The following is a 24,066-nucleotide window of genomic DNA, read 5'->3' as shown; positions in this document are numbered from 1 at the left end:
ATGACGAGACCGGCAGCGATTTCCGTTCGCGGACTTGAGAAGCGGTTTGGCGATAAGACCGTTTTGCAGGGCATTGATCTTGATATTCAGGATGGCGACGTGACCTGCATCATCGGGCCTTCCGGGTCCGGTAAAAGCACCTTGCTGCGCTCGCTTGCCTTTCTCGACGCCTATGATGCGGGCGAGGTCCACATCTTTGGCAAGATGCTGGGATGGCGAGACACACCGCTTGGGCGCGAAAAGGCAGGCTACAGGGAATTGACCGATGCCCGCAGCCCGATCGGAATGGTCTTCCAGCATTTCCACCTGTGGCCGCACTTGAAGGTGCTCGACAACGTGACACTCGCTTTGCGACTGGCACACGGCTTGTCACGCGCCATTGCTGAAGACGTCGGCCGCGAAATGTTAAGCAAGGTCGGCCTTCTGTCCTTTGCCGACCGCTGGCCGGAGAGCCTCTCCGGCGGACAGAAACAGCGCGTTGCCATCGCCAGAGCCTTGGCCGTAAAGCCGAAGGTGATGCTCTTCGATGAACCGACCTCGGCACTGGACCCCGAACTCGTCGGTGAGGTCCTCTCGGTGATGAAATCGCTCGCATCGGAAGGAATGACGATGGTGATTGTCACCCATGAAATGGGTTTTGCCGCACATGTCGCCAATCGCGTCGTCTTCATGGATGCCGGCAGAATAGTCGAAGAGGGCGCGCCGAAGGTGGTCTTCGCCACGCCTAAAAGCGACCGTCTCTCCCAATTTCTGGAAACCTGGCGCGAACGCGCGATTTGATGCCCGAAAGGAAATGAATATGACAGCCCACGGCTATGACAATGGACGGTTAAACCTGCCTTTCGTTGGCATCTCCACCTTCGCCAAAAGTCCCTATGTGGAGAACTGGGACAAGATCGACGCCGATGTTGCCATCCTCGGCGCACCATTCGATTTTGGAACCCAGTGGCGTTCCGGCGCACGCTTCGGGCCGCGCAGCATTCGCGAAGCCTCGACGCTTTTTGCTTTCGGTCACGCTGGCGCCTACGATCATGAGGATGACGTCACCTATCTTGAAGGTGTTCGCATGGTCGACTTGGGTGACGCGGACATCGTTCATACCGACACGGTGAAAAGCCATGCCAATATCGAGTTTGGCGTGCGCAAGATTCTAGCGGCTGGCGCACTGCCGGTCGTGCTCGGCGGTGACCACTCGATCAACATCCCCTGCATCAATGCCTTCAGCGAGCAGGAACCGATCCATGTCGTGCAGTTTGACGCCCACCTCGATTTTGTCGATGAGCGCCATGGCGTTCGCTTCGGCCATGGCAGCCCGCTGCGCCGCGCCTCGGAAAAGCCCTGGGTGACCGGCATGACCCAACTCGGCATCCGCAACGTCTCCTCGACGGCCAAGGAAGGTTACGATTACGCCCGCGCCCAGGGCTCGGACATTCTCTCGGTCCGCCAGATCCGCAAGCTTGGTGTCGATGCTGTTCTGGCTCGTATTCCAGCAGGCAAGAGATATTATTTGACGATCGATATCGATGGCTTCGATCCCTCGATTGCACCCGGAACCGGCACGCCCAGCCATGGCGGCTTCATCTATTATGAGGTGCTGGAGCTTATCGCAGGGCTCGCCAAACAAGGAACGATCGTCGGCGTCGATCTGGTGGAAGTGGCACCCGATTACGATCACACCGGTTCAACCGCGATCCTGGCCGCGCAGCTGCTGCTGAACACCATTGGAAGAGTGTTTGCGCCGATGCCGTCCTGATAGGAACTCAAAGCACTTCTGTTTGATAGAAGCGGTTTATAGATCCTTGCTTACGCTACGAGCGGGTTCATTTTTCTTTCCCTAGCCCGCCCGACGCGTTTCGTAACCCTTATCGCAACGGCATCGCCATCCGAAAGAGCGCCTCGGACAGCATCACGAATGCCCGTCGCGACGAAATCGGCATCGATGTCCTGCGCCGCCACCGAGCTTTCTCCGTCTCCGTCGACACCTGGCATGACGATCCCAACGCGTAGCGACGGCTTCTGCCGCTTGAGGCGACGCACCGCTTGACGGGCGTGGGCCTTGGACCCCGCATTCAGAAATGCGATGACGACGGTATCGATCTCTGTAAGGCGAAGAAGGTTGATGGTCGTGCCGCTGACTATGGAATGTTCGGCTTGAGAGACCGTCGCCCCCTCAATGGCGAGAACTTGCGCAATCATCGAAGCGGCCGCGTCGTCCATCACGCCCCTGCCGCCGATGCAGAGCACCGATTTGTGCTCGACCTTGGGCAGTTCGCGGCTTTCAGCGGTCTCTTCCAGCGTCGCCGCCTCGGTTTCTGAGGGATCCTGTTCCGCCTCTTCCTCGATCGCTATCTCTGCGAGGTTGCCGATCAGCGTCTGGGTCGTGGACGCAAAAAGGGCAATTTGCGCTTCCGTCATCACGCCACGCTGCCGATCCATCTCGCCAAGCTTCAAAGCCGGAAATCCGACGTGCTCGTAATAATCGAGGAGATACTCATCTTCGAGAAAATCTTCCGCGTTATCGGTCGCTTCGTTTGGGTCCCCGGCAAGAAGTCTCTGATAAAGCTTCTCCTGCGGTTGCAGAACGGGCTCGTTCCCGAGAAGAACATCCAGAAAGCCAAACTGTGGGACATGCCGTCCAAGCACCACGAGGCAGACGGTAAGGGGTGTGGACAGCATCAATCCGACTGGTCCCCAGAGCCATGACCAAAAGATCGCCGAAACGATGATCGCAAGCGGCGAGAGGCCGGTATGACTTCCATAAAGCCAAGGCTCGACGACGTTGTTGCTCACCAGTTCCGTGACGATGAAAAGTGCTGCAACCCACGCGACGAGCGACCATCCGGGCGCAATCGCCAGCGCAAGGAACAGCGGCAAGATCATGCCGATCACCGGACCGATATAGGGTACGAAACGCAAAACAAGCGTCAGCAATCCCCACAGAATGGCGTTCGGAATACCGAGCAGCCACAATCCGATTGCGATCGGAAGAGCATAAAGCGCGTTTACGACAAGCTGCATCAGGAGATACTTACCGACGCGCTTTCCGGCATCCTGAAGCGCTGCCGTCGTGCGGTGCAAATCGCCGAGCCCAACGAGGCGGATAAACCTGTCGCGTAGTTCCTCACGCTCCAGCAGCATGAAGATTACGAGGACGATGACAAGACCCGCCGTCGCGAATGGGCTGATCAGCGGCAGGATGAAGTTTCCGAGCGTCTGAACCGGATTGGAGCGCGTGATAATTTCGACGGGCATCGGGTCCCGCCTGGTGGATTGTGAGGCCGCGTCTTCCTTGCTCTCCTCGGCAGTGTCCTGCATCTCCGAGCCGATGCGCTCAACGACCTTGCTAACATGCTCGAGTATCCCGTTGCCGGACCCAGCGTGGCTCAGCGCCTGCACCTTGGCGACAATGTTGCGCTGATAGGTCGGAATATTATCCGCCAAATTGGCAACCTGCCCTGCGACGATGAAGCCGAAGGCCGCGATAACCAGAAAGGCGCTCGCCACCGCCATGAGGACGGCAGCGATTTTCGGAACGCGGCGCTTGCGCAGAAAGCTTACGATCGGGGCAAGCGTGAAGGTCAGCAATAGGGCGAGCGCAAGGGGAATGAACACCTCCTGCCCGACATACAGAATAACCGCGACGCCGATGAGGATGAAGATCGTCCGACCCGATAGGGTCGGCGCCGTGAGCGCGCTCGATCTATTCAAAATTGCCGCTCCTGCGACTGGGTTTTTCTCGATACCGCCCACGGATGTCCCCAGAGTTGAGTGTCTTACCGGGAATCCCGGCGTGCAGGTAAATGCGCCAGGAAGGAAACTGATCGGGCCATCGCAAAAAAATTTCACGGCTGCAAAAACCAACGCTTCATGCCGTTCCAAACTAAAGCAATATTGATAGGGAAAAGCAGCAGTCGAGCGAGGCTCTACAGACTGGAAGAATGTGACACTGATTTACAAGATGCTCGCTTTTTTTGGTGGCGGGAGAGCTGCCCAAACTCAAGCGGCAACGCGAACCCTGAACGTGCTGATTGGCCGAGAAATGTTTTTGACCTGTTGGAAGCCGGCGTCCTCGAACTTCAGCTTTCTTTGCTTCCGGATGTGATCTCTAACCGACCGTGAGACGCAGATCCCTCCGGGCTCCGCAATGCCCTCAAGCCGCGCAGCGATGTTGACGGTGTCACCGAATATGTCGCCGTTATCGATAATGACGTCGCCGACATTCATCCCTATTCTAAACAAAAGTCGATCGTCCTCCGGCCTGTCGGCATTGCGAGTCACCATGAAATTCTGGACTTGAAGCGCGCAATCGATTGCTGACAATGCGCTTGGGAATGCTGCAACAATGCTGTCGCCGGCCGTGGTTATGATCGCGCCATTATTCTCTTCAATTATTGTGTCAATGACATCTCTCGCCGCCTTCAAGCGCTCGAGAGTATCCGCCTCGTTCTTTTCCATCAGCCTGCTGTAACCGACAAGGTCAGCAGCCATGACTGCCATAAGGCGCCTGTCTGCATGTGAAAGAAGTTCGTCTCTCGTTCTTTCAGCCGCTTTTGCTCGAGTGACCGTGGCGCGCACCACCAGTAGAGCCATCCCTCCCACCATGATGGCGAACAGCAAGAGGAGTATGTGCATCCGCGCCTTTGCTGCGCTGGCCGCTTCCGAACGTTTTGCAAGCTGCGCCAAACCATCCTTTTCCATCTGAGCCAGAACGGACCGGATCCCGTCCATAAGGATTTTGCCCTGCCCCGTTTTCACCAGCGCGATCGACGCGTTCTCATTCCCAGCGCGTCGATACTCCACGCTCTGTTCGAGCTCGGATTTTTTTTGAGCGATCAGACTGCGTAGTGTCGCGACACTTCCTGTTTCGATAGATGCGTTTTCGGCCCCCTCGGCCAGGTTATCAAGCATACCATCCAGTGAATCCATCGCGGTGGTGTATGGCTTGAGATAAAGTTCGTCGCCTGTCAGGAGAAACCCTCGCTGCCCAATTTCTGCATCCTGGATATGGGACATGAGATCAGCGATAGCGCTGAGATATGCAACGTTTCTCTGAACAGCCTCGTCCGCTTTCCTATCTTCGGACGATATCCACGACGACAGATAGATGGTCATGCACACGCCGACCGCGACAACAGAAAGCGCAATCGGCATCGCTTTCTTTGCGAGCTGCCGAGAAATCGTCGTTTCAATGGAGGAAGGTCGGCGCATATGTGTGGTCCCAACCAAAAAAGGAATTAAAAGGCAATCAGCAGACTTAAGCCCCAGCCTGCCCGAAGAAACGGCGCATAGCGAAGTTTGTTCACCCCGCGGGCCTGTTAAAATTCGCACGGATTTTACTTTATCTCCAGCGCGCGACTGGTCATGCGCATTGCTCTCGATGCCGAGGTCGAAAACACCAGCGCTCGGTTGTTTGTGGCCAGACCGTTACGTCACCTTGAACGGAGTAGAACCGTCAAAACTCACTCCACCAAGTGCATAGACCCGGCTGCATACGATTTAAACAAACCTATTAAGCAGCCGCCTTAGACTGGGTTGCGACTGAGCTCGCGGCCGAATTTCACAATGCCCGTGGCCTCATTGCGCGCAGCTTTTTAGCGGCGAGAACTCTATAATCGGTGGGCTAACGCAATCGCGTCGGCAGCTTCCTCACAGCGATCGGTGAGCCTACTCGTCGCTACCCGAAGATGATTGCTCGGCAAAAGGGAAAACTTGTTGCCAGGCACGACGGCGATATTGCGTGCGGCTAGGGTGACCATCGCGAATTGCTCCGATTCCACAGGAACCCAGAGACAGAGACCGCTACCGGTCCATGTCGTTATTCCGCGATGTGACAAGGCTTCAGCCAGACGGTCTCGTCGTTGCTGATAGATTGTCCCCGCTTCGGCCACACGCTTCATCGTCATGCTATCTTTTAGCAGCCAAGCGACAGCCCCTTGAAGCAAGCGGCTGGTCCAGCCGGCGCTAAAGGCGCGGTAAGATTGAATCTGTTCGATGATCGAAAGCGAGCTTGAGACCACGGCGAGCCGTAGATCTGGCCCAAGTGTCTTTGAATAAGACAGAATTCGCACCGTTCTATCGGGAAAGCGCTGGCCTAGAGACATTGGCAGCGTGGATGAAATGTCACCAACACCGTCATCTTCAATAATGAGCGTGTCACTCCCATTCAGTATGTCACCCAATTGCAGCATGCGGGCTGAGCTGACCGTCTGCCCGGTAACGGAGTGCAGGCGCGGCTGGAAGAGAAATGCAGCCGGACGCTCAGTCAGAACCTGCCTGAGGCTATCTGGTCTCGGCCCCTCCTGATCGCACAATACCGGTGCGATCCGCACGCCCAGATCTTCTAAAATATCCAGAATTCGCATGGCGGTCGGGTGCTCGACAGCCACAACAGATCCGGGCGGTAGCAACGCCCGAACGGTCGTGTAGACAGCATTATAACCTCCATTGGTCGCTAGAAACGCTTCAGGAGTGTAGGGCCAATGTTCTTCCACAGCTTCCTGTAACTCGAGCACAATCCGGCTTCGCGCGTAACTATTCAAATGTTCAACTTCTGCGCCGTGGGACAGGGCTTCCTTCAAAGGTGGCAGAAGCTGGACATCGGGGACGGCCAAGGAGAGATCAAGTACGCCGCTCGCATAGTGTCCGGAACTCGCCAATCGCTCAGGCTTTGCGATGAAACGCTCGCCACTCACCCAAGTGCCGTTGCGGCCCCGCCCCGTAATGATCTTTTGCCGCCGTAATTCACTCCAGGCTTCGGAAATGGTCGCCGGGCTGACCTTGAGTTCATAGGCGAGATCACGAATAGCCGGCAATCGTGTGCCCACCGGAAGAATGCCCGCCCGAACCAAGGCACTTGTTTCCAAGGCGATGCCGCGCCGAGTTTTGTCGACGATCTTCGTGGCGAGCCACTCTGCGGTTGCTGTGTCGGCCATTTCTTACCCAAACTTTAAATGTTCAATAACGTAATAACATTTGTACCATTCCGAGTGTACATTTACCTTCCAGGCATTCAAAAACAAACGAGTAAATCATCATGCCGTTGAAACTTCGTCTCGCACTCCGTGACTGGGACTATATGACGCCGCTCGTGCTGGGCGATGTTTCTTCTCCGAGGCTACAGATCGAAGTCGATCGCGTGGGAACGCTCGTTTCCAATGTTGCTGAAGACGATGCGCATGATGCCGCGGAAACCTCTTTCAGCCGCTATGCACAGATGCGCCACGATGGCGATGAGAGCGTCATCGGTATGCCGAACTTCATCATGCGCGGTTTCCGCCATCGCTGCATCATCACCACCAAGGATAGCCCGATCCGCGCGCTTGCCGATCTCGCGGGTAAGAAGATCGGTGTGACCGGCTGGCGTGATTCCGGCAATACATGGACCCGCGCGGCGTGCCGTCGCGAGGGCGTCGGCGTCGAAGACGCCATGTGGTATGCCGGCCGTCTGACGGACGCACATCCCATCACCGACCGTCTGGACGGTTTCGGCCGTCCAGGCCGGATCGAGGCAGCGCCGGGCGAGCGACCGATGGTCGACTTGCTGAGAGACGGCGGGCTGGATGCCGTCTTCACGCCCTTCATGCCGAAAGGTTTCTTCGACCAGGGCTCGCCGTTCCGTCAGGTTCTGCCGGATTATCGGGCGTCGGAAGTCGCGTATTTCAATGACGTCGGCTACGTGCCTGGCATGCATCTGATCGGTTTCAAGGCGCATATTGTGCGTGAAAATCCTTGGCTGATGGACGAGCTCAGCGAGCTTATCGACGCGTCGCAGCGCATGTGGCTGGAAAAGCGGGAGAAATATGCCGACACGACACCATGGATGATCGATGAACTGCGCCGTTGCGCCGCAGATCTGCCGCCGAACTGGAATGTCAGCGGCTTGAAGGAAAACGAAGCCATGATCGCCGATTTCGCCCGTGAGCTCCATGCTCAAGGAATTCTGCCGCGTCTGCTGACGCCGGCGGAGCTGTTTCCACTGCATGCCGGGGGAAACTGACGGCGATAGTCAGACCCAGGCAATCCAAATCGCTGCAAACAAAAAGGGGAATACCAAAATGCATCCGAAACTCATTGCTTCCGTCGCCCTCGCAGGGCTCTTTCTCGCCGGGCCGGCTCTTGCCGAAACGGCCACCATTCCCAAGCAGAGCTTGAATGAGAACCTTCGCGCCCGGCTGCCGGAAAAAATCCGCTCCGAAGGGAAGATGATTTCCGTCAACAATGGATCCTTTCCTCCCTATGAAATCGTCACCGGCACCAAGATGGAAGGCGCAAGCGCCGACCTGACCGATGCGCTGGGCGAAGTGCTGGGCATCAAGATCGAGCATGCGACCGTTGGCGGTCTGCCAGCGCTGTTGGCGGGCGTCAATTCCGGGCGCTATCAGTTTGCTTTCGGGCCTGTGGGCGATTTCAAGAGCCGCGAAGAAGCGAATGATTTCGTTGACTGGGTGCAAGAATTCGTCGTCTTCGCCGTTCAGAAAGGCAATCCGAAGGGGATCGTGTCGCTTGATACATCCTGCGGCCAGCGGATAGCGGTCATGGCGGGCGGCTCGGCTGAGCGCGTGATCCAGGCACAAGCAGAAAAGTGCAAGGCCGACGGTAAAGCGGCCGTCGAGGTACAGTCCTACACCGATCAGCCAAGCTCCATCCTGGCGGTGCGCTCCAAGCGCGCAGACGCCTTTTTCTCCTCGCAGGCGCCGCTAACCTATTTCGTATCCCAGGCCAATGGCCAGCTGGAACTGACCGGCATTGGCCAGAAGAACGGCTTTGACGACCTTTATCAAGGCGCAGTCGTTCCGAAAGGTTCGGAACTCGGTCCGGTCCTTCTCGATGCCATCAAGGTCCTCATGGACAACGGAACCTATGCGACGATCATGAAGAAGTGGGGCCTTGAGAACAACATCCTCAAGCAGCCGGGCATCAACCTCGGGGGCCAGTTGCCAAAATGACGAGCCCTGCTGAAACCAAAGTGCCACCCTTGGGTGGCACAGACCTGCGGGATGTGGCGACAGCCCACACCCCATTCCGCACAGGCCGCCTTGTTCTTTGGCTGGTCATCGCGCTGGTTGTCGTCAACTTCGCCTGGATCGTTGCCAACAATGAAAATTTCGGCTGGCCCGTCGTTGCGCAATATTTCTTCGATCCGGTCGTCATCAGCGGCCTGTATGTCAGCCTGGGACTGACGGTCATCGCCATGATCCTCGGCGTCATTCTCGGTCTGATCATCGCCATTGCCAAAATGTCTCAGGATTGGCTGGCAAGCTCCTTTGCCTCGTTGTTCATCTGGTTCTTCCGCGGTACGCCGCTGCTCGTCCAGCTGATCTTCTGGTACAACATGTCCACGCTGTTTCCGCAGCTTTCAATTTCGATCCCCTTCGGACCGACGCTTGCGAGCTGGGACACCAACTCCGTCATCACACCCATGACCGCGGCAATCGTCGGCCTAGCGCTGAACGAGGCGGCCTATATGGCGGAAATCATCCGCGGCGGCCTTCTTTCGGTGGACCGGGGACAGGCAGAAACGGCGGAAGCCTTTGGCATGACCAAGGCGCGCGCATTGTGGCGCATCATCATTCCTCAGGCCATGCGCTCCATCGTTCCGCCAACGGGAAACCAGCTGATCAGCATGATCAAGGCGACCTCGCTCGTCAGCGTGATTGCGATGGCCGACCTGCTCTATTCGGTTCAGTCCATCTACAACAGAACATTCGAGATCATTCCGATGCTTCTGGTCGCCGTGATCTGGTACCTGCTCATTACGTCCGTCCTCAATCTTGGCCAGAACTACATCGAGGCCTATTACGGCCGCAGTGATCGCCGCAATGCAGGCATTGCCAAGCCCACTCAAGACGAGGACGCAAGCCATTGACCGTAGTTGCCAACAAAAAGCCTCTCGTCGAGGCGCGCAACGTCCATAAATCCTTCGATCACCTGGAGGTTCTAAAGGGTATTGATCTGGATGTGATGCCAGGTGAAGTGGTGGTTATTCTTGGTCCCTCGGGATCCGGTAAATCCACCTTCCTTCGCTGCATCAACCACCTCGAGACGATTCAGCAGGGCGCGATTGCGGTGGACGGCGAGCAGATCGGCTACCGGATAAGGAACAACCAGCTGGAAAAGCTTTCGTCCAACAGCATTGCGCGCCAACGCCGCAAGATCGGCATGGTGTTCCAGCAGTTCAATCTTTACCCGCATATGACGGTGCTGCAAAATATCATCGAAGCACCCGTCGGCGTGCATGGTGAGAGTCGCAAGAGCGCGATCGAAAATGCGATGCGCCTGCTGGAGCGCGTCGGATTGTCAGAAAAAGCGTCCGCCTACCCGCGTCAGCTTTCCGGTGGGCAGCAACAACGTGTCGCCATCGCGCGTGCCTTGGCCATCAGGCCGAAGCTGATGCTGTTCGATGAGCCAACCTCCGCGCTCGACCCCGAACTTGTCGGCGAAGTTCTTGCCACGATGAAGGATCTTGCCCGACAGGGTCTGACCATGATCGTCGTCACGCACGAAATCGGCTTTGCGAAAGAAGCGGCTGATCGGGTGGTGTTCATGGATGGCGGCCACATTGTTGAGATGGGCAAGCCGGAAGAGGTCATCGGCAACCCGCAACATCCGCGAACGCAGGCTTTCCTCTCGCGCTTCCTTTAATCGTGTGATTTCTCCCCAACTTGGCGCCAGTCTCGCGGCTGGCGTCCTTTTCGAGACCTTGGTGGACCCAATGCTGAATGACAATCACTATGCCCGCGTTTCCGATTTCGAGCCGATCGAGGCTGAACTCAAGGCGATGCGCCAATATTTGCACGCTAATCCCGAGCTTTCACTGGAGGAGGCGGAGACCGCTCGATACGTGGCGGAGAAGCTTGAGGCATGGGGCTATGAGGTGACCCGAAATGTCGGCGGTCATGGCGTCGTGGCGCGTTTGAAGAACGGCACCGGAACCAAAAGCATAGGCATTCGCGCCGACATGGATGCGCTTCCCATCCTGGAGGAAACAGGACTCCCCTATGCCAGCAAAGCGCCCGGCAAGATGCATGCCTGCGGCCATGATGGGCATACGACGGTTCTGCTCGGTGCTGCTGAATATCTGTCACGCACCCGCCGTTTCGACGGCACGGTGACACTGATCTTCCAGCCCGCGGAAGAAAACGGAAAACCCTCCGGTGCGCAGAAAATGATCGAGGATGGCCTCTTCGAGCGCTTTCCCATCGATGCAATCTTCGGCCTGCACAACCATCCGGGTGTGGCTGAAGGGACAATTTTGACACGCTCTGGGCCGATGATGGCGTCGTCCGATACGGTCAAAATCACCATCAAAGGCAAAGGCGGGCACGCCTCGCGCCCTCACCTCACCATCGACCCCATTGTCGTTGCCTGCAACCTCGTCGTCTCGCTTCAGACGGTCGTCTCCCGCAACATCGACCCCACCCAGACAGCCGTCGTCACTGTCGGTACGATCCATGCCGGAGAAGCGGTCAACGTCATCCCGGAATATGCGAAGCTGGCACTCAGTGTGCGCTGCTTCGAGCCCAAGGTCCGCGAACTTCTGGAGCGCCGCATTACCAAGCTCGCACAGTCCATGGCGGAAGCCTATGACGCGACAATCGAACTCGAATACGAACGCGGCTACCCTGTCGTGAGCAATTCTGAAACCGAAACCGCCTTTGCGCGGCTCGTGGCAGAAGAGTTGATCGGCAGCGACAAGGTCACAACCTGCCCGCTTATCCCTGGAAGTGAGGATTTCTCCTATTTCCTCGAACGTAAACCGGGCAGCTTTCTGCGCCTTGGCAACGGCCTGAACTCTGCCATCCTACATAGCCCGAAGTACGACTTTGCCGATGGAAGCCTGACGGTGGGCGCCGCCCTTTGGGCACGCTTGGCAGAGCGCTTCCTGCAAGAATGATACTGTTGAGCAGAGCCGAACGGAGGCATGGCAAAGTTCTCAAGCGGACGAAACGTCCTACGCGCGATAGCGTGCATTAAGGCACATCAATATCGGGATCGTAGACCGCTTCAGCGAAGAAACGCTTACCTTCCAGGTCGAATGCGAGCCTTCACGCCACCTCGAGGTGTGAGGGCGCCAAGCCTTCTGCGGAGACCGGTTCCGAAGACTTGGAATGTGAGTGGGAAGCGTTTAGTCGCCGAGCCACGATATCGTGGTTGAGCCACAGGACCGGACCAGACGGTTCGGACGACTCGCCGAAAATCAACTGACCCGTTGCCTTCACGACGAGACCGCTCAGGAGGTCGCTGATCATCACCTTGCTATCCCGATGCATCCGGGTAATCTCATTGGAAGTGCCGATCGTGAGGTCGGCCTGCGCTTGACTGTTCGCCATTGGCCATGCCGAAAAATCGTAAAACGGGTGCATGACCTCGCTTGCCTGCATCTCGGTGATCTTATCGAAGACGTCCTTCATAGTTAAGCCGTCGGCTAAAAGCGTCTCACAAGCCTGCCACTGCTCATCGGCCCACGTCCCGCCGTTCTCTTTCTTCAACGCCAGGAGCAACGGTATGAGGGGCAATTCGATGCCGGTGAATACATCAGACGAATTGGTCCGGATCTCTGGACAGTTGTAGACAGTCGCTTTGATGCCTGTTGCCCAGGCTTCCCGTGCGATCCCTTCGAGCCGCATCTTCGCGTAGCCCTGGGTGTAATTTGTATAGGTCTGCCAACGGTAGCTTCCGTCGATGAGAACCGCTGATCCATGGTAACCATAAGCGGTGTATCGGACTTGGCCGCCCGAGGCCTCGACACGTTCACGGATGGCCGCGCTGAAATCAATGAGATGGCGGAACGTGTTTGCGGAAACCTCGTCGAAGTTTTGCAGAATGAGTTTCCCCAGATCGCTATCGACCAGCCTCTGCGATGACATATGGCGAGGTCCGGTCCCCTTGTAAATTCGATTGGCAATGACGAGAAACACCTTCGCCTTCGGGATGCCGCCAGCCATCGTGTGGGCGAAGAAAACATTGCGACCATCGGCGATCATTCCGTCCAGAACGGTCATGACCTTTGAAAGCGACTCCGTAAAGCGCGCAGTGGCAATGTCGCGGCATTGCGCAATATAGTCCCAATCGAGCTTGTCGTGTTCCCAGCTCTCGAGCGTCATCTTAGCCAGCAGATCGGTCGGAGTCGGGCCGCCTTCGGGCGCATCGAGATCGAAGCCCGCCATAAGGGGTATATTGATGATCTTGCCGCCCAACTGGGCCTCCGCCGCAGACAACTCATCTGCGTCGAGGGGGCGCAGGGCGTTGTTCTCGTCGCGCCGCCCAACGGTGATTCCGACAATCTCCATCCCAGCCCGCTTGGCTTCGTCGAGCAAGCCGGTCGCGTATCCGCGACCGAACAGTTCGCCGAAAAGTACAAAAACATCGCCTCTACGGAAGACCGTGTTTTCGGAAAGATGATTCAGTGCGACCAGATTTTTCATGCTGTCAGCTCTTTACTTCATTTGTCGGCGAGGGCCACCTCACGCGAACTTTCACGAACACATGCCCGCAATCGCGCCGAATAGGAACTCATTTTCGGTGACTGTTTATTTCAAAACGTGAAGTCGGCCTTAGTTGGTTCTACAGCAAGGCGAGACCCGGCGGTCTTCAGGCCTCAGTGGTGATAGGCGGAAGCGACAGGCGGTGGCGTGGCCGTTCGGAGTATCGCAAATCCCGCTCTCGATCGTCGCTGTCGCTTTGATGAGACTTCTATTTGCCCCCAACGCGAACGTCGTCGGTGTCTGCGCTTGGGTCAAAAGATCGAATGATCGCACGAAGCCTGTAATGATTGATGCCGAGATCGTCCGCCGGTGCCCGCGCTTCCGAACCTTTCAACAGGTGCAGCCGGAACAACACTCAGCGATTGCGCGTGCATGCATATCCTGGGGTAGAAGCTGCCTTCGAAGCTCTCACTGGCACGCGGCGCGCCAAATCTTCTTGAAGCAGTAGGTGACGAATTTCGCCGAGTATCTCTGCCCGCCGCGACGCTTTATCCGCCAGCCGCCGGGAGAGATCGCCATCTGTTGCGTCAGCAGCGAAATGGTTCGATGTTTCGTTTTCAACAATATCGCGAAGGATGTTCATGAGCACAAGGTTCTTCTCGTGCATCTGAGTCACCATTTCCTTCACGTTAAAACGCTGAGACATGACCGTCATTCCCGCTCAAGATTAAACTCTCACTCCTAACGAGCCAGAACCGGAATGGTCCCCCTTATCAATCGACATTCGCCATTCTAGTCAGCCTCGCGCAAGCTTCGAGCCGGCACAGTCGATCAAAGCCAGCGAATTGCGCAGCCGCATTGATGCATCAGAGATGTTCCGGACTCCATTGCAAGCGTCTGAGGGCGGCGAGGCACTGGAAGCAGGGTCAAGCGGTGCGCTGCCATCGAAGTGCGTCATGCACGGAACCGGTCGAAAGCGGTGAGGCGTTTGATTGGTGGATCGACGTCAGGATATCTGTAGATTTCGGCCCTAAGGTAGCAGAGCTCCTCCTCAAGGGTTTCCTCCCCGACCTCGATCCACCAGGATTTTGGACGACCGTCACTTCCGTCGGACCAGCGGTAACCTCGTGCCTTCAGATGATCCTTCATATCGAAGGGACTGTTCTCGGCAAAGATCCGCACTCTGGACCTCTGGCTCGCCTCATAAAGTTCGGCAAAAGCAGTGGAAGGCGCTCCGTCAACTTCCCGAGCCAAGACCTCCAGAAGTGCAAAGCAATCATCGACCGCACGATGGCCCTCATGAAAATAACCGGCCTGCCCAAGCAGATATCCGAGCTTCGTCCCTTCATACCCGCGCAAGGACCAATCGACCTCGGCGTTGGAGCACGCCCACGCTTTACCGGAAAAAATCGCGGAAAACACCTCACAAAACGGCCTGTCGAAGCGCGCATTATGGGCGATCAGCAAGTCAGCCGGTGCGATCAGCGCCTCAAGAGCCACCATGTCTATCGTCTGACCGGACACCATATCGTCCGTGATCCCCGTAAGCTTGGTGATCTCCGCAGGAATAGCGCCGCCCGGCTGCTGAAGCCCGCCATAGACGCCCGTCACATCGCCGATAACGCCTGTTGCATCGAAGGTGAAGGCAACTACGCCTATCTCGATGATCTCGTCCTTTCGATAATCAAGACCTGTAGTCTCTGTATCGATAATGATGCCCCGGAGGGGGTATTCAGGCCGGGGAGCAGATCTGATTGCCCGAGGAACAAGTTTGTTCAGGATTCTATATCGCCCCGTCATCGTCAGATGACGGACCATGTCTTCTTCCGTAATAGAAATGGCACGCTTGTCGGACCTCCGGGATTTGGAAGGGCTATGCGACACCGCATTGCCACGCAGGTCCTGATCCGAAAACATGTCAATCTGTTCTGTCATGCCTGCAATCGAAACCCCGGCGCCAATCTTGTGTCTTCAAAACACAGCTAGATCGGCAGATCAACCGCGTTGGCTGGACAGTCCACGCTGTTCGGCGAGGCGTCGTTGGGCTCGACACCCCTCATCCCTCTCAAGCGCCAGGCTGTTCCGGGTTCCACAAGAGGATCGGACTGATGCTCTCATAAGCCATGCCGTTTGGATAACTGATCGCCTCAAACTGCAGGCCCCAAGGCGCTTGAAAATAAAGGATTGATTGGCCGGCGATAGGGCCGTCCTGGATAGGAAGGGGTCCAAGGCGTGTTTCGACGCCCATCTCGTCCAGATAGGCTTTTGCTGCGGCGATGTCGCGCACATAGAAAGCAATGTGGAAAGCACCGATATCGCTATTCTTCTGCTGTAGATCGCGCTGGTCTGGTGCGGAATATTCGAAAAGCTCGAGATTTGAACCATTGCCACAACGGATCATGGCAGCGCGTTCGATACGGGCTCGCGGATGAACGCCGAGCGCCTCGGTCATGAAACTCCCTTCCGGATCGCCGATCGGTCCGAAAGTGAGCACATGGATACAACCAAGCACCCTGTCGAAGAAGTCGATGGCCTCATCGAGGTTCGGTACGGTAAGCCCGGTGTGGTCGTGACCGACGAGGCCCGGAAGACCTTTTTGGCTGGAAGTATTCATGACAGGTCTCCGATCAGGCTGCGATCTTGTTCTTCGAGTTTGAATGCCGCGTTCATGCGGCTGGCTCAAGCGAAGGCGCTGGCCGCGTCAGCCAGCCGTCATCGATTTCGGGAAGAGGAATGGCATCGAGCAGCAGGCGCGTGTAAGGGGTTTTGGGAGCATCGAAGACGGCTTCACATGTCCCCTCCTCCACCACTTCGCCGAAGCGCATGACGGTAACGCGGTCGCATACGGCGCGGATGACAGAGAGGTCATGGCTGATGAAAGCCATGGCAAGGCCCATCTCCTGCGATAACTCTTTCAGCAGGTTCAGCACCTGCGCCTGGGTCGAGACGTCGAGACCGGAGACGACCTCATCGGCGAGTACGAAATCCGGTTTCATCAGCACGGCGCGAGCGATGCCAATTCGCTGACGCTGGCCACCGGATAGTTCATGCGGGGCGCGATCCAGCGTCACCGCGGGCAAAGACACGCGGTCGAGAATGGCGCGCACCTGCCGCTCGGCATCGCGACGATCACTCGTAAGACCATGCAGGAAAAGCGGCTCTGTCAGAATCCGGCGAATGGTGTGGCGCGGATTGAGCGATGCCATCGGGTCTTGGAAGATCATCTGCATACGCCGGCGCAACGGACGCATGGCCTCAGGAGACAGCTCCGTGATGTCCTGCCCATCAAAACGAATGGTTCCGGCGGAGACAGGCACCAGTTTCAGCAGCGCCCGACCGAGCGTCGTCTTTCCCGAGCCGGACTCCCCGACAATGCCGACTGTCTCCCCACGCTTGATCGACACATCGACGCCGTGCAGAACACGAACGCCTGTTTCGCCGCGCCCGAAAAGCCCCTTGCTCGCACCATAGGTGACTTCGACGCCCTTGGCTTCAAACAGAAGATCGGTCATCTCGCACTCCTCTCGGCAATGCCGATTTCGGCACGCAACTGCCGGAAGATAGCTTCGGGCACGGGCTCTAGCCCCGCGTCGGGTCGATCGTAACGCGGGCCTGCAGCGATCAGTGCGCTGGTGTAGGCATGCTTTGGTGCAGTCAGCAGATCTCTGGTTGCGCCATGCTCGATAACCTTGCCAGCGTAAAGCAGAGTCACGCTGTCGCAGATCTTTGCCACGACACCGAGGTCGTGGGTCACAAAAATAACGGCGGTACCATGCGCTTCCTGCATGCGACGGATGAGGCGCAGGATTTCCTTCTGCACAGTCACATCAAGCGCGGTCGTGGGCTCGTCGGCAACAACGAGCTTGGGGTTCAACGCAAAGGCAGAAGCAATCAGAATACGCTGGCGCATGCCTCCGGATAGCTCATGCGGATAAGCGTTCAACACCCGCTTCGGATCACGGATCTGCACCTCATCGAGAAGGTGGAGGGCACGCTCATGAGCTTCCCTTTTCCCAATGCCGAGCTTCAGCCGCAATCCGTCAGTGAGCTGCGCCTCGATCCGCCGCGCCGGGTTTAGCGCGGTTTGCGGGTCTTGCGGGATCAGCGTGATGTCGCGACCCATCATGTCGGCAAGCTCGCGGCGCGGCAAGGCGAGCAGGTCACGCCCCTCGAAGCGGATAAAGCCGCCAATAATTTCGACGGTGGACGGTAGAATGCCGAGTAGCGCCTTGGCGATGGTCGATTTGCCCGCGCCGGATTCACCGACGAGACCGCGCACCTCACCCCGTTCCAGAGTAAGCGAAACGTCACGAAGGACGGGCGCGCCACCGTCACGTGTGGAGATGGCACTGAGGCCTTCGATAGCAAGGAGGGGCTGGGTCATCGGCGCATCACCGGGTCTAGGGCTTTGCGCAGACCGTTGCCCAATTGGTTGAAGGCAAGAACGGTGGCGAAGAGCGCGAGGAGAGGAAAGACGAACACCCACCAACCCTGGTGGATCATCTGACGACCTTGCGCAATCATACCACCCCATGTCGGGATGTCGGAGGAGAGCGATAAGCCGACGAAGGAAAGGATCGCCTCGACTATGACGGCAATGCCCATTTCAAGGCTGACAAGGGCGATGAGAACCGGGGCCACATTCGGCAAAATCTCGCGCCAGAGAATATGGCGGCGCGAGAAACCGATTGTCTGGGCGGCCATGACATAATCAAGCTGGGCCTGCGCCATCGTCTCGGCCCGCACCACGCGGCAAAAGCGCGTCCAGTCGATGATGACGATCGCGGCAATGACCGAATGGAGGCCCGAGCCCAGGACTGCGACGAGCAGTACGGAAAGAAGCACCGGCGGGAAGGCCATCCATATGTCGACAAGGCGCGAGATGATCCGGTCCGCCCATCCGCCATACCAGCCAGCGGCGAGACCCATCAAGGTCCCGATAATGGCGGACAGGCTGGCGGCAACGAATGCAACGGTGAGCGCGATCCGCGAACCATAGAGCACACGGGAGAGAACGTCACGGCCGAGGTCGTCTGTGCCGAGATAGTAGCCCGGTTCCGCCCCTGGATAGCTCGCGGGCGGCATGTTGCCCAGCATCAGATCCTGCTCAAGTGGGTCTTTCGTCGCAATGGAGGGCGCAAAAATTGCAATGAGCAAAAGGATGAGGAGAAAGCTGCCGGCGATCACCACCCGCGGTTCACGCAAAAGCGGTTTGATTGTCTTCATCGGGAGACTCCAGAGGCGGACAGGCGCATCCATGTTGCTTGCTATCTCAGACATCTCAGCCATGGGCGGCGGTCCTCGGGTTTAGCCATGCTGCGATGAGATCGACCAGGATATTCACGAGGATGAAGATCGCGCCGAAGGTCAACACGATGCCCTGAATGAGAGGAAGATCTCGATTGATGACCGCATCGATCGCCATGTTGCCGAGGCCGGGATAGGAAAAGATGCGCTCCACGATGACCGTACCGCCGATCATGAAGGTAAATTGCACGCCGGTAAGCGTCAGCGTTGGACCAACGGCATTGCGCAACGCTTCCTGAAGCACAAGCCTAAGCGGCGACATGCCTTTCAACCGCGCCAGCAGCACATAATCCTGCACCATGGCCTCTGCGAGTGCTTCCTTCAGCGTCCGGACAACGATCGCCGACAGAGGCAGGCCAAGCGCCAGCATGGGCATGACCATATGGGAAAGAACATCACCAAAAGCCACGAATTTGAATGTGATGAGGCTTTCGATCAGGTAGAAATCCGTGTGAAAATCTGTCGATATTCCGGGATCTATACGACCGGATAAAGGGAAGAGCGGCCAGAACACACCCAGCAGCAGGACAAGCGCCAGCGCCCAAACGAAATCCGGCACGGCAAGAAACAGGCCGTTGATGAAATCCAGCGCGGGATCGAGCGTTGTGCCCCGCGCGAGCGCGCCGAGTATCGCGATCATACCACCGGCAAGAACTCCGAAAACCAGCGCGGCAAAGGCAAGCTCCAGCGTTGCAGGCAAGCGGCCTCCGATCAATTCCAGGACATCGCGGCGTTGCGAGATCGATGTGCCGAAATCACCCTTCAGCACGTTGCCAAACCAGATGCCGAATTGCTGTGGCAGGCCGAGATCAAGGCCATAATGGGCGCGTAGTGCTGCGATGTCGGCAGGGGTTGCACTGGGCGATATCATCATAGCAATCGGATCGCCCGGCACGATCCGCAGGAGACAGAAAACGATGACGGCAACGCCGATAAGCGTCAGCACCGCCATGGCAAGACGATTGAGAAGATCGGAAATGGTCATGATCAAACCCTCCTGTTGCCGTCAGCGTCGGCATTGCCGAACGCGCGGTTCTGCGACAGGGTAAGCAGCGCCACGACGAACGGGGGCGCGACGCTGCTCTGCTTCGTCAGGCCTTGGAGACTAAAGTCGGCTGAAGTGCGCTTGAAACATTCGGCGTGACTTTCAGCGAAGACTTGAAGACGATGGGCTGTACATATTGCAGGACCGGGATGACGTAACCCTGTTCGGCAATATACTTGTCGGCAGCCTTCCACCCGGCGATGCGCTTGGCCTCGTCCTTCTCACCCCAAAGCGGTCCGATCAGGGCGTCGACATCGTCACTCTTCCAGGCCGAGTGTGGCGACTTGGAGAACATGGCAAAGCCGGTCGATGTGGTCGGGTCGCCGATTGCGTTGCCCCAATTGTAGAAGGCCGCAGGGGCGAGCTTGTGACCGGCTCGCAGCTCGAAGTGCTTGGCCACCTCGTAGACTTCGATCTCGGCTTCAATACCGACCTTGCGCCACATGCCAACGATCGCCTGGATCATCTCGTAGTCTTTGGGCTTCAAGCCACGGGTGGTCTGGATCTTGAACTTGACCGGCTTGTCCTTGGAAAAGCCGGATGCCTTGAGAAGCGCAACTGCCTTTTCTGGATCGTAGCCAACCTTGATGGAGGCGTCATAGGCTTCGTATTCCGGAGCTTCCAATGTGTCGATCGGAACGCCGTAACCACGAAGAAGCTTCTTGACGATACCTTCCTTGTCGATCGCGTGATGGGCCGCAAGCCGGACGTTCTTGTCGAGCATCGGTTCGACGTTGGTAATGAAGATCATGCCGATGTCGGAGATCGGCGAGGAGACGCCGCCGAGACCCTTCTTGACCTTCAACCGGTCGAACTCCTCATAAGGAATTTCGAGCGTGACATCCGAGGAGCCGGACTCGATCTCGGCGACGCGGCTCGTCGGGTCCGTGACGAATTTGAAGATGACGGTTTCGAAAGCGGGCTTGCTACCCCAGTAGTTGGGGGTTGCCTTGAGCCGCAGGAAAGAGTTGCCCTCATAGGCGTCAAACATATAGGGGCCTGTGCCGACAGGTTTCTTTTCGAAACCTTCCGCCCCGACCTTTTCATAATAGGCCTTGGGCAGGACGTAGCCGGTGAGGAAGGCCATCCACTTAAAGATCGTAGGGTCGAAGTTGAGAACATCGGCCGTGATCCGCTTGCCTTCAACCTTGTAATTGCCGATGCTGGCCCAGACGCTTGCGACGGGATTGCCGCTGTCGGGCTTGCCCGCGCGGGTGAGCGACCAAACGACATCTTCTGGAGTGAAGTCCGAGCCATCGTGCCACTTCACGCCTTCGCGGACATCCATCCAGACCTTGGTTTTATCGTCGTTCCAACCCCAATCCGTCAGCAATCCGGGCTCGAAGGAAAGATCGGGCTTCTGGCCGATATATTGATCGTAAATAGAGCGATAGATCGCCTGGATTGCCGGGTTCACGCCCGATAGTCCCACCGTCCCGTCAAAAGACGGCAGGTTAGAGTTGAAGGCAATCGTCAGAGTATTTGTTTCTGCGGCCTGAACCGGAATTCGTCCGGCAAGAATGCCGGTCAGAACGGTAGCCGCACCTAGTCCCAGTACGCCACGACGCGTCATGTCAGTCATTTTGGACTCCTAAAGTTCCCCTTGAAGGACTTCCGGTGTTTCCCGGATTAGTTATTGTTTTAAACTTAAAATTAAAATCGTGATTTTGACAAGAGCCCTGCGGCCCATTTGCGAAAATAATATGAAAAAGGATATTTCTTGATACGGCCTCACAGGTCGTCATCACCTCAACTTCGCCCGCATCAGCGGGGGATTGAGCCACCGCAAACCCAGATAACCAGGGATAAGGCGCGGGCGAGGCAACGATGGAAGGGGGAAATATCAGAGCGTTCTGAAGCCGACTTATTTTAAGCTTGATGGATTATCGAGAAAATGTATGCATACAGAAATAATCAAAACACTGGTGGACGAGATGGCTGATTTCGATGCGGTGGTTCTAGGCGCGGGTCACAACGGGCTTGCGGCCGCAGTTCATCTGGCCGCGAGAGGTTGGAGGGTCGCGGTGGTGGAAGCCAAAGCGAGTGCGGGCGGTGCGGTAAAGACCCAGGAACTGATCGAACCCGGCTTCCGTCACGATCTAGCAGCGATGAACCTTTCGACGTTCGCGGGGTCCGCATTTCATCAGGCCTATGCTCAAGAGCTTGCCGCCCATGGTCTGAAATTCGTGCCCACCTCCAAATGTTTTGCCAGCGTTTTTCCAGATGGGACCCATCTCGGCATCGGCACCGACCTTGCGGCCAACAAGGCGGCGATCGCTGAACTGTCGGCTAAGGATGCCGAGAGCTTCGCCGCCATGTCGGCTGATTTTAGCGCCAAGGCTCCGCATCTCTTTGGGCTTCTGGGCGCGCCAATGCCTTCACTTGCAAGCGTGAAGACCGTTTGGAAAGCCTGGAGAGCCGGCGGCATTCCTCTGCTGACAGACCTGCTCCGACTGCTTCTTTCGTCGCCACGCGGCTTTCTCGACCGACATTTTGACAATGAGAAGCTGAAGGTGACCATGGCGACCTGGGGTCTGCATCTTGACTTCCCCCCGGACGCGTCCGGGGGCGCGCTCTTTCCCTATCTGGAAACGATGGCTGATCAGGTCTTTGGCATGGTGATTGGCGAAGGCGGCGCGGATACCATCATCAAGGCAATGGTGAGCCTGCTAGAGAGCAAAGGTGGAGAAATTTTCCTCAATTCTCCCGCTAGCTCCGTGGAGGTTTTCAGTGGCACGAAGAAAATCGTGACGCTCGCGGACGGACGCAGGCTGACGGCGAAGCGCGCCATCATCTCCAACATTCATCCCAAGATTCTCTTCAACGGTATCGTGAAAAACAGTCCGCTCCCGACGAGATTTACCGAAGGACTGAAGGCGTATCGCGCTGGACCAAGCGCAATGATGATCCATCTGACATTGGATGACTTGCCGGATTGGGCAGCCTCTCCAGAGCTGAAATCCTACGCTTATGTCCACATCGCACCCACGCTCTCCATGATGACGAAAGTCTATGACGAAGCAATTTCCGGTCTTCTGCCGCAAGAGCCTGCCCTCGTCGTCGGTCAGCCAACGGCGCTTGATCCAACCCGCGCGCCGAATGGCAAGCATGTGCTCTGGGTGCAGGTGCGTGTGCTCCCGGCAGAGATCAAGGGCGATGCTGCTGGCGAGATCGACGCGAAAGACTGGCTGTCTGTGAAAGATGCCTATGCGGAGCGCGTCATTTCGATCATCGAGAATTATGCGCCCGGTTTTCGTTCAAAAATCCGTGGGCGGTCTGTTTGGTCACCGCTGGATCTGCAGGCAGAGAACCCCAATCTGATCGGCGGTGACAGCCTGTCTGGTTCGCACCATCTCGACCAGAACTTTCTCTTCCGCCCGGTTGCCGGCTATTCGCGCTATAAGAGCCCTGTTGAGGGTATTTACATGTGCGGAGCGGCGACGTGGCCAGGTGCGGGAACGGGTGCTGGCTCCGGCTTCATGTTGGCAAAAATGCTTGCGGGATAGCATGCGGGCAGACTGGAGATAGCGTTGGGCAAGTCCTGAACGCCGGCCGCTTTTTTTGCTGAATGGAGAGTATAATCGCAGACCTCTCTCGACAGGTGCGGGAGGCTGTGTTTCTAGGTCGTTAGAGAACCGCCTGCAGACCTGATGGCGTCTACCGTATCGACATCACTGAGAGCAGCAGGACCGAGATCGACCAAACGAATTTCTACTCCTGCGTTTTGAAGAATTGCTTTAGCGCCTTCGTCGCCTTTCAGTTGCGTCATCCTCTCGAACAGATGAGCCGGAATCACAACCGGATGCCCGGCTTGACCTTCGCTCGCTCCACGAACCACTTGACGACCTTCCAACGCACGGAACGCCGCAATCAGCCGATCGATGTGCTCGTTCGTGATGGCTGGCATATCCGCAAGCATGATGAGCGCACCAGCGCAACTGTTAAGGCTTTCGTGCCCGAACCCGCAGCTAAGCGAGGTCCCCATGCCGGATAAGAAATCTTCATTGAACACGATAGACAGCGGAAGATCGCCAATCACCCGTTCGATCTCCGAGGATCGGTGTCCGGTCACAACAACCACCGAAGAAAGCCCGGAGCGAAGCATCGTCTCAGCCGACTTTCGCACGAGTGGCGCCCCGTCAAACTCCGCCAAGAGCTTATGATGCCCACCCGCTATTCTGCTCGATTGGCCCGCAGCGAGGAGTATCCCGCCTACCCTCATCACATCCGAACTCCTTCACTCCGAGAATCCATATATACCAACGCCCGCTCGCCCCAAAAGCGTCGCGT

The 24,066-nt window shown here is 57.1% G+C and carries 21 protein-coding genes; 8 read left to right on the top strand and 13 right to left on the bottom strand.

The genetic code is table 11. The features are described from left to right. Together QE408_RS07845 and speB are read left to right on the top strand one after the other, a co-directional pair. Nucleotides 1-780, top strand: coding sequence for an amino acid ABC transporter ATP-binding protein (locus QE408_RS07845; protein WP_306929894.1), 780 nt, complete (start codon nucleotides 1-3; stop codon nucleotides 778-780). Between the two features lie 19 nt (nucleotides 781-799). Further along, entirely contained in the window at nucleotides 800-1,753 is a 954-nt protein-coding gene (gene speB / locus QE408_RS07840; RefSeq protein ID WP_306929892.1) for an agmatinase, read from the top strand. 50 nt (nucleotides 1,754-1,803) lie between these two features. Here the strand turns inward: speB and QE408_RS07835 are convergent, their stop codons facing one another. The 3 genes from QE408_RS07835 to QE408_RS07825 form a co-directional block, all read right to left on the bottom strand. Next, nucleotides 1,804-3,708, bottom strand: a complete 1,905-nt coding sequence (locus QE408_RS07835) for an AI-2E family transporter (RefSeq protein ID WP_306929891.1) — start codon at nucleotides 3,706-3,708, stop codon at nucleotides 1,804-1,806. 288 nt (nucleotides 3,709-3,996) lie between these two features. Further along, nucleotides 3,997-5,208, bottom strand: coding sequence for a CHASE3 domain-containing protein (locus QE408_RS07830; protein WP_306929889.1), 1,212 nt, complete (start codon nucleotides 5,206-5,208; stop codon nucleotides 3,997-3,999). A 398-nt stretch (nucleotides 5,209-5,606) separates the two neighbouring features. Continuing rightward, the gene (locus tag QE408_RS07825) at nucleotides 5,607-6,932 is read right to left on the bottom strand and encodes an aminotransferase-like domain-containing protein (protein ID WP_306929888.1); all 1,326 of its coding nucleotides are present in this window, start codon (nucleotides 6,930-6,932) and stop codon (nucleotides 5,607-5,609) included. 101 nt (nucleotides 6,933-7,033) lie between these two features. Here QE408_RS07825 and QE408_RS07820 point away from each other — a divergent pair, with 101 nt between their 5' ends. The 5 genes from QE408_RS07820 to QE408_RS07800 all read left to right on the top strand — a co-directional run bounded on the left by QE408_RS07820 (nucleotide 7,034) and on the right by QE408_RS07800 (nucleotide 11,893). After that, the gene (locus QE408_RS07820) at nucleotides 7,034-7,996 is read left to right on the top strand and encodes a nitrate ABC transporter substrate-binding protein (RefSeq protein WP_306929887.1); all 963 of its coding nucleotides are present in this window, start codon (nucleotides 7,034-7,036) and stop codon (nucleotides 7,994-7,996) included. Nucleotides 7,997-8,054: 58 nt separating this feature from the next. Continuing rightward, entirely contained in the window at nucleotides 8,055-8,945 is an 891-nt protein-coding gene (locus QE408_RS07815; protein ID WP_306929886.1) for an ABC transporter substrate-binding protein, read from the top strand. Then, nucleotides 8,942-9,865: an amino acid ABC transporter permease gene (locus QE408_RS07810; protein ID WP_306929885.1), complete on the top strand. Its 924-nt coding sequence runs from the start codon at nucleotides 8,942-8,944 to the stop codon at nucleotides 9,863-9,865. Before QE408_RS07815 ends, QE408_RS07810 begins: the two co-directional genes overlap by 4 nt. Next, nucleotides 9,862-10,641 carry an amino acid ABC transporter ATP-binding protein gene (locus tag QE408_RS07805; RefSeq protein WP_306929884.1) on the top strand — a complete coding sequence of 260 codons (780 nt, stop codon included), beginning with the start codon at nucleotides 9,862-9,864 and terminating at the stop codon, nucleotides 10,639-10,641. The genes QE408_RS07810 and QE408_RS07805 overlap by 4 nt, the downstream gene beginning before the upstream one ends. A 70-nt stretch (nucleotides 10,642-10,711) precedes the next feature. Further along, nucleotides 10,712-11,893 (top strand): M20 aminoacylase family protein, encoded by a 1,182-nt coding sequence (locus tag QE408_RS07800; RefSeq protein WP_306929882.1) that lies wholly within the window; start codon nucleotides 10,712-10,714, stop codon nucleotides 11,891-11,893. Between the two features lie 151 nt (nucleotides 11,894-12,044). Here the strand turns inward: QE408_RS07800 and QE408_RS07795 are convergent, their stop codons facing one another. The 9 genes from QE408_RS07795 to QE408_RS07755 all read right to left on the bottom strand — a co-directional run bounded on the left by QE408_RS07795 (nucleotide 12,045) and on the right by QE408_RS07755 (nucleotide 21,358). Beyond that, complete coding sequence (locus QE408_RS07795) at nucleotides 12,045-13,424, bottom strand: enoyl ACP reductase FabMG family protein (protein WP_306929880.1); 1,380 nt, start codon at nucleotides 13,422-13,424, stop codon at nucleotides 12,045-12,047. A gap of 415 nt (nucleotides 13,425-13,839) precedes the next feature. Beyond that, complete coding sequence (locus QE408_RS07790) at nucleotides 13,840-14,130, bottom strand: hypothetical protein (protein ID WP_306929878.1); 291 nt, start codon at nucleotides 14,128-14,130, stop codon at nucleotides 13,840-13,842. Nucleotides 14,131-14,378: 248 nt separating this feature from the next. Beyond that, nucleotides 14,379-15,359 carry a 3'-5' exonuclease gene (locus QE408_RS07785; protein WP_306929877.1) on the bottom strand — a complete coding sequence of 327 codons (981 nt, stop codon included), beginning with the start codon at nucleotides 15,357-15,359 and terminating at the stop codon, nucleotides 14,379-14,381. Nucleotides 15,360-15,489: 130 nt separating this feature from the next. Beyond that, nucleotides 15,490-16,038, bottom strand: coding sequence for a VOC family protein (locus QE408_RS07780; protein WP_306929876.1), 549 nt, complete (start codon nucleotides 16,036-16,038; stop codon nucleotides 15,490-15,492). 52 nt (nucleotides 16,039-16,090) lie between these two features. After that, nucleotides 16,091-16,936, bottom strand: coding sequence for an ATP-binding cassette domain-containing protein (locus QE408_RS07775; protein WP_306929874.1), 846 nt, complete (start codon nucleotides 16,934-16,936; stop codon nucleotides 16,091-16,093). Then, complete coding sequence (locus QE408_RS07770) at nucleotides 16,933-17,808, bottom strand: ABC transporter ATP-binding protein (RefSeq protein ID WP_306929872.1); 876 nt, start codon at nucleotides 17,806-17,808, stop codon at nucleotides 16,933-16,935. The genes QE408_RS07775 and QE408_RS07770 overlap by 4 nt, the downstream gene beginning before the upstream one ends. Further along, nucleotides 17,805-18,650 (bottom strand): ABC transporter permease, encoded by an 846-nt coding sequence (locus QE408_RS07765; protein ID WP_306929870.1) that lies wholly within the window; start codon nucleotides 18,648-18,650, stop codon nucleotides 17,805-17,807. Before QE408_RS07765 ends, QE408_RS07770 begins: the two co-directional genes overlap by 4 nt. 55 nt (nucleotides 18,651-18,705) lie before the next feature. Then, on the bottom strand, nucleotides 18,706-19,716 hold the full coding sequence (locus QE408_RS07760) for an ABC transporter permease (RefSeq protein WP_306929868.1): 1,011 nt from the start codon (nucleotides 19,714-19,716) through the stop codon (nucleotides 18,706-18,708). A gap of 106 nt (nucleotides 19,717-19,822) precedes the next feature. Continuing rightward, nucleotides 19,823-21,358, bottom strand: a complete 1,536-nt coding sequence (locus QE408_RS07755; RefSeq protein ID WP_306929867.1) for an ABC transporter substrate-binding protein — start codon at nucleotides 21,356-21,358, stop codon at nucleotides 19,823-19,825. A 352-nt stretch (nucleotides 21,359-21,710) separates the two neighbouring features. Here QE408_RS07755 and QE408_RS07750 point away from each other — a divergent pair, with 352 nt between their 5' ends. Then, entirely contained in the window at nucleotides 21,711-23,282 is a 1,572-nt protein-coding gene (locus QE408_RS07750) for a phytoene desaturase family protein (protein ID WP_306930256.1), read from the top strand. 113 nt (nucleotides 23,283-23,395) lie between these two features. On the opposite strand, the gene QE408_RS07745 is transcribed toward QE408_RS07750, so the two are convergent. Then, on the bottom strand, nucleotides 23,396-23,998 hold the full coding sequence (locus tag QE408_RS07745) for a nucleotidyltransferase family protein (RefSeq protein WP_306929865.1): 603 nt from the start codon (nucleotides 23,996-23,998) through the stop codon (nucleotides 23,396-23,398). Nucleotides 23,999-24,066 lie beyond the last annotated feature (68 nt).

The sequence above is a fragment of the Agrobacterium larrymoorei genome, assembly GCF_030819275.1.
GTDB classification, from domain to species: Bacteria; Pseudomonadota; Alphaproteobacteria; order Rhizobiales; family Rhizobiaceae; genus Agrobacterium; species Agrobacterium larrymoorei_B.
Note: the sequence above shows the minus strand (reverse complement) of the source record. Positions and strands in the feature narration are given on the sequence as shown.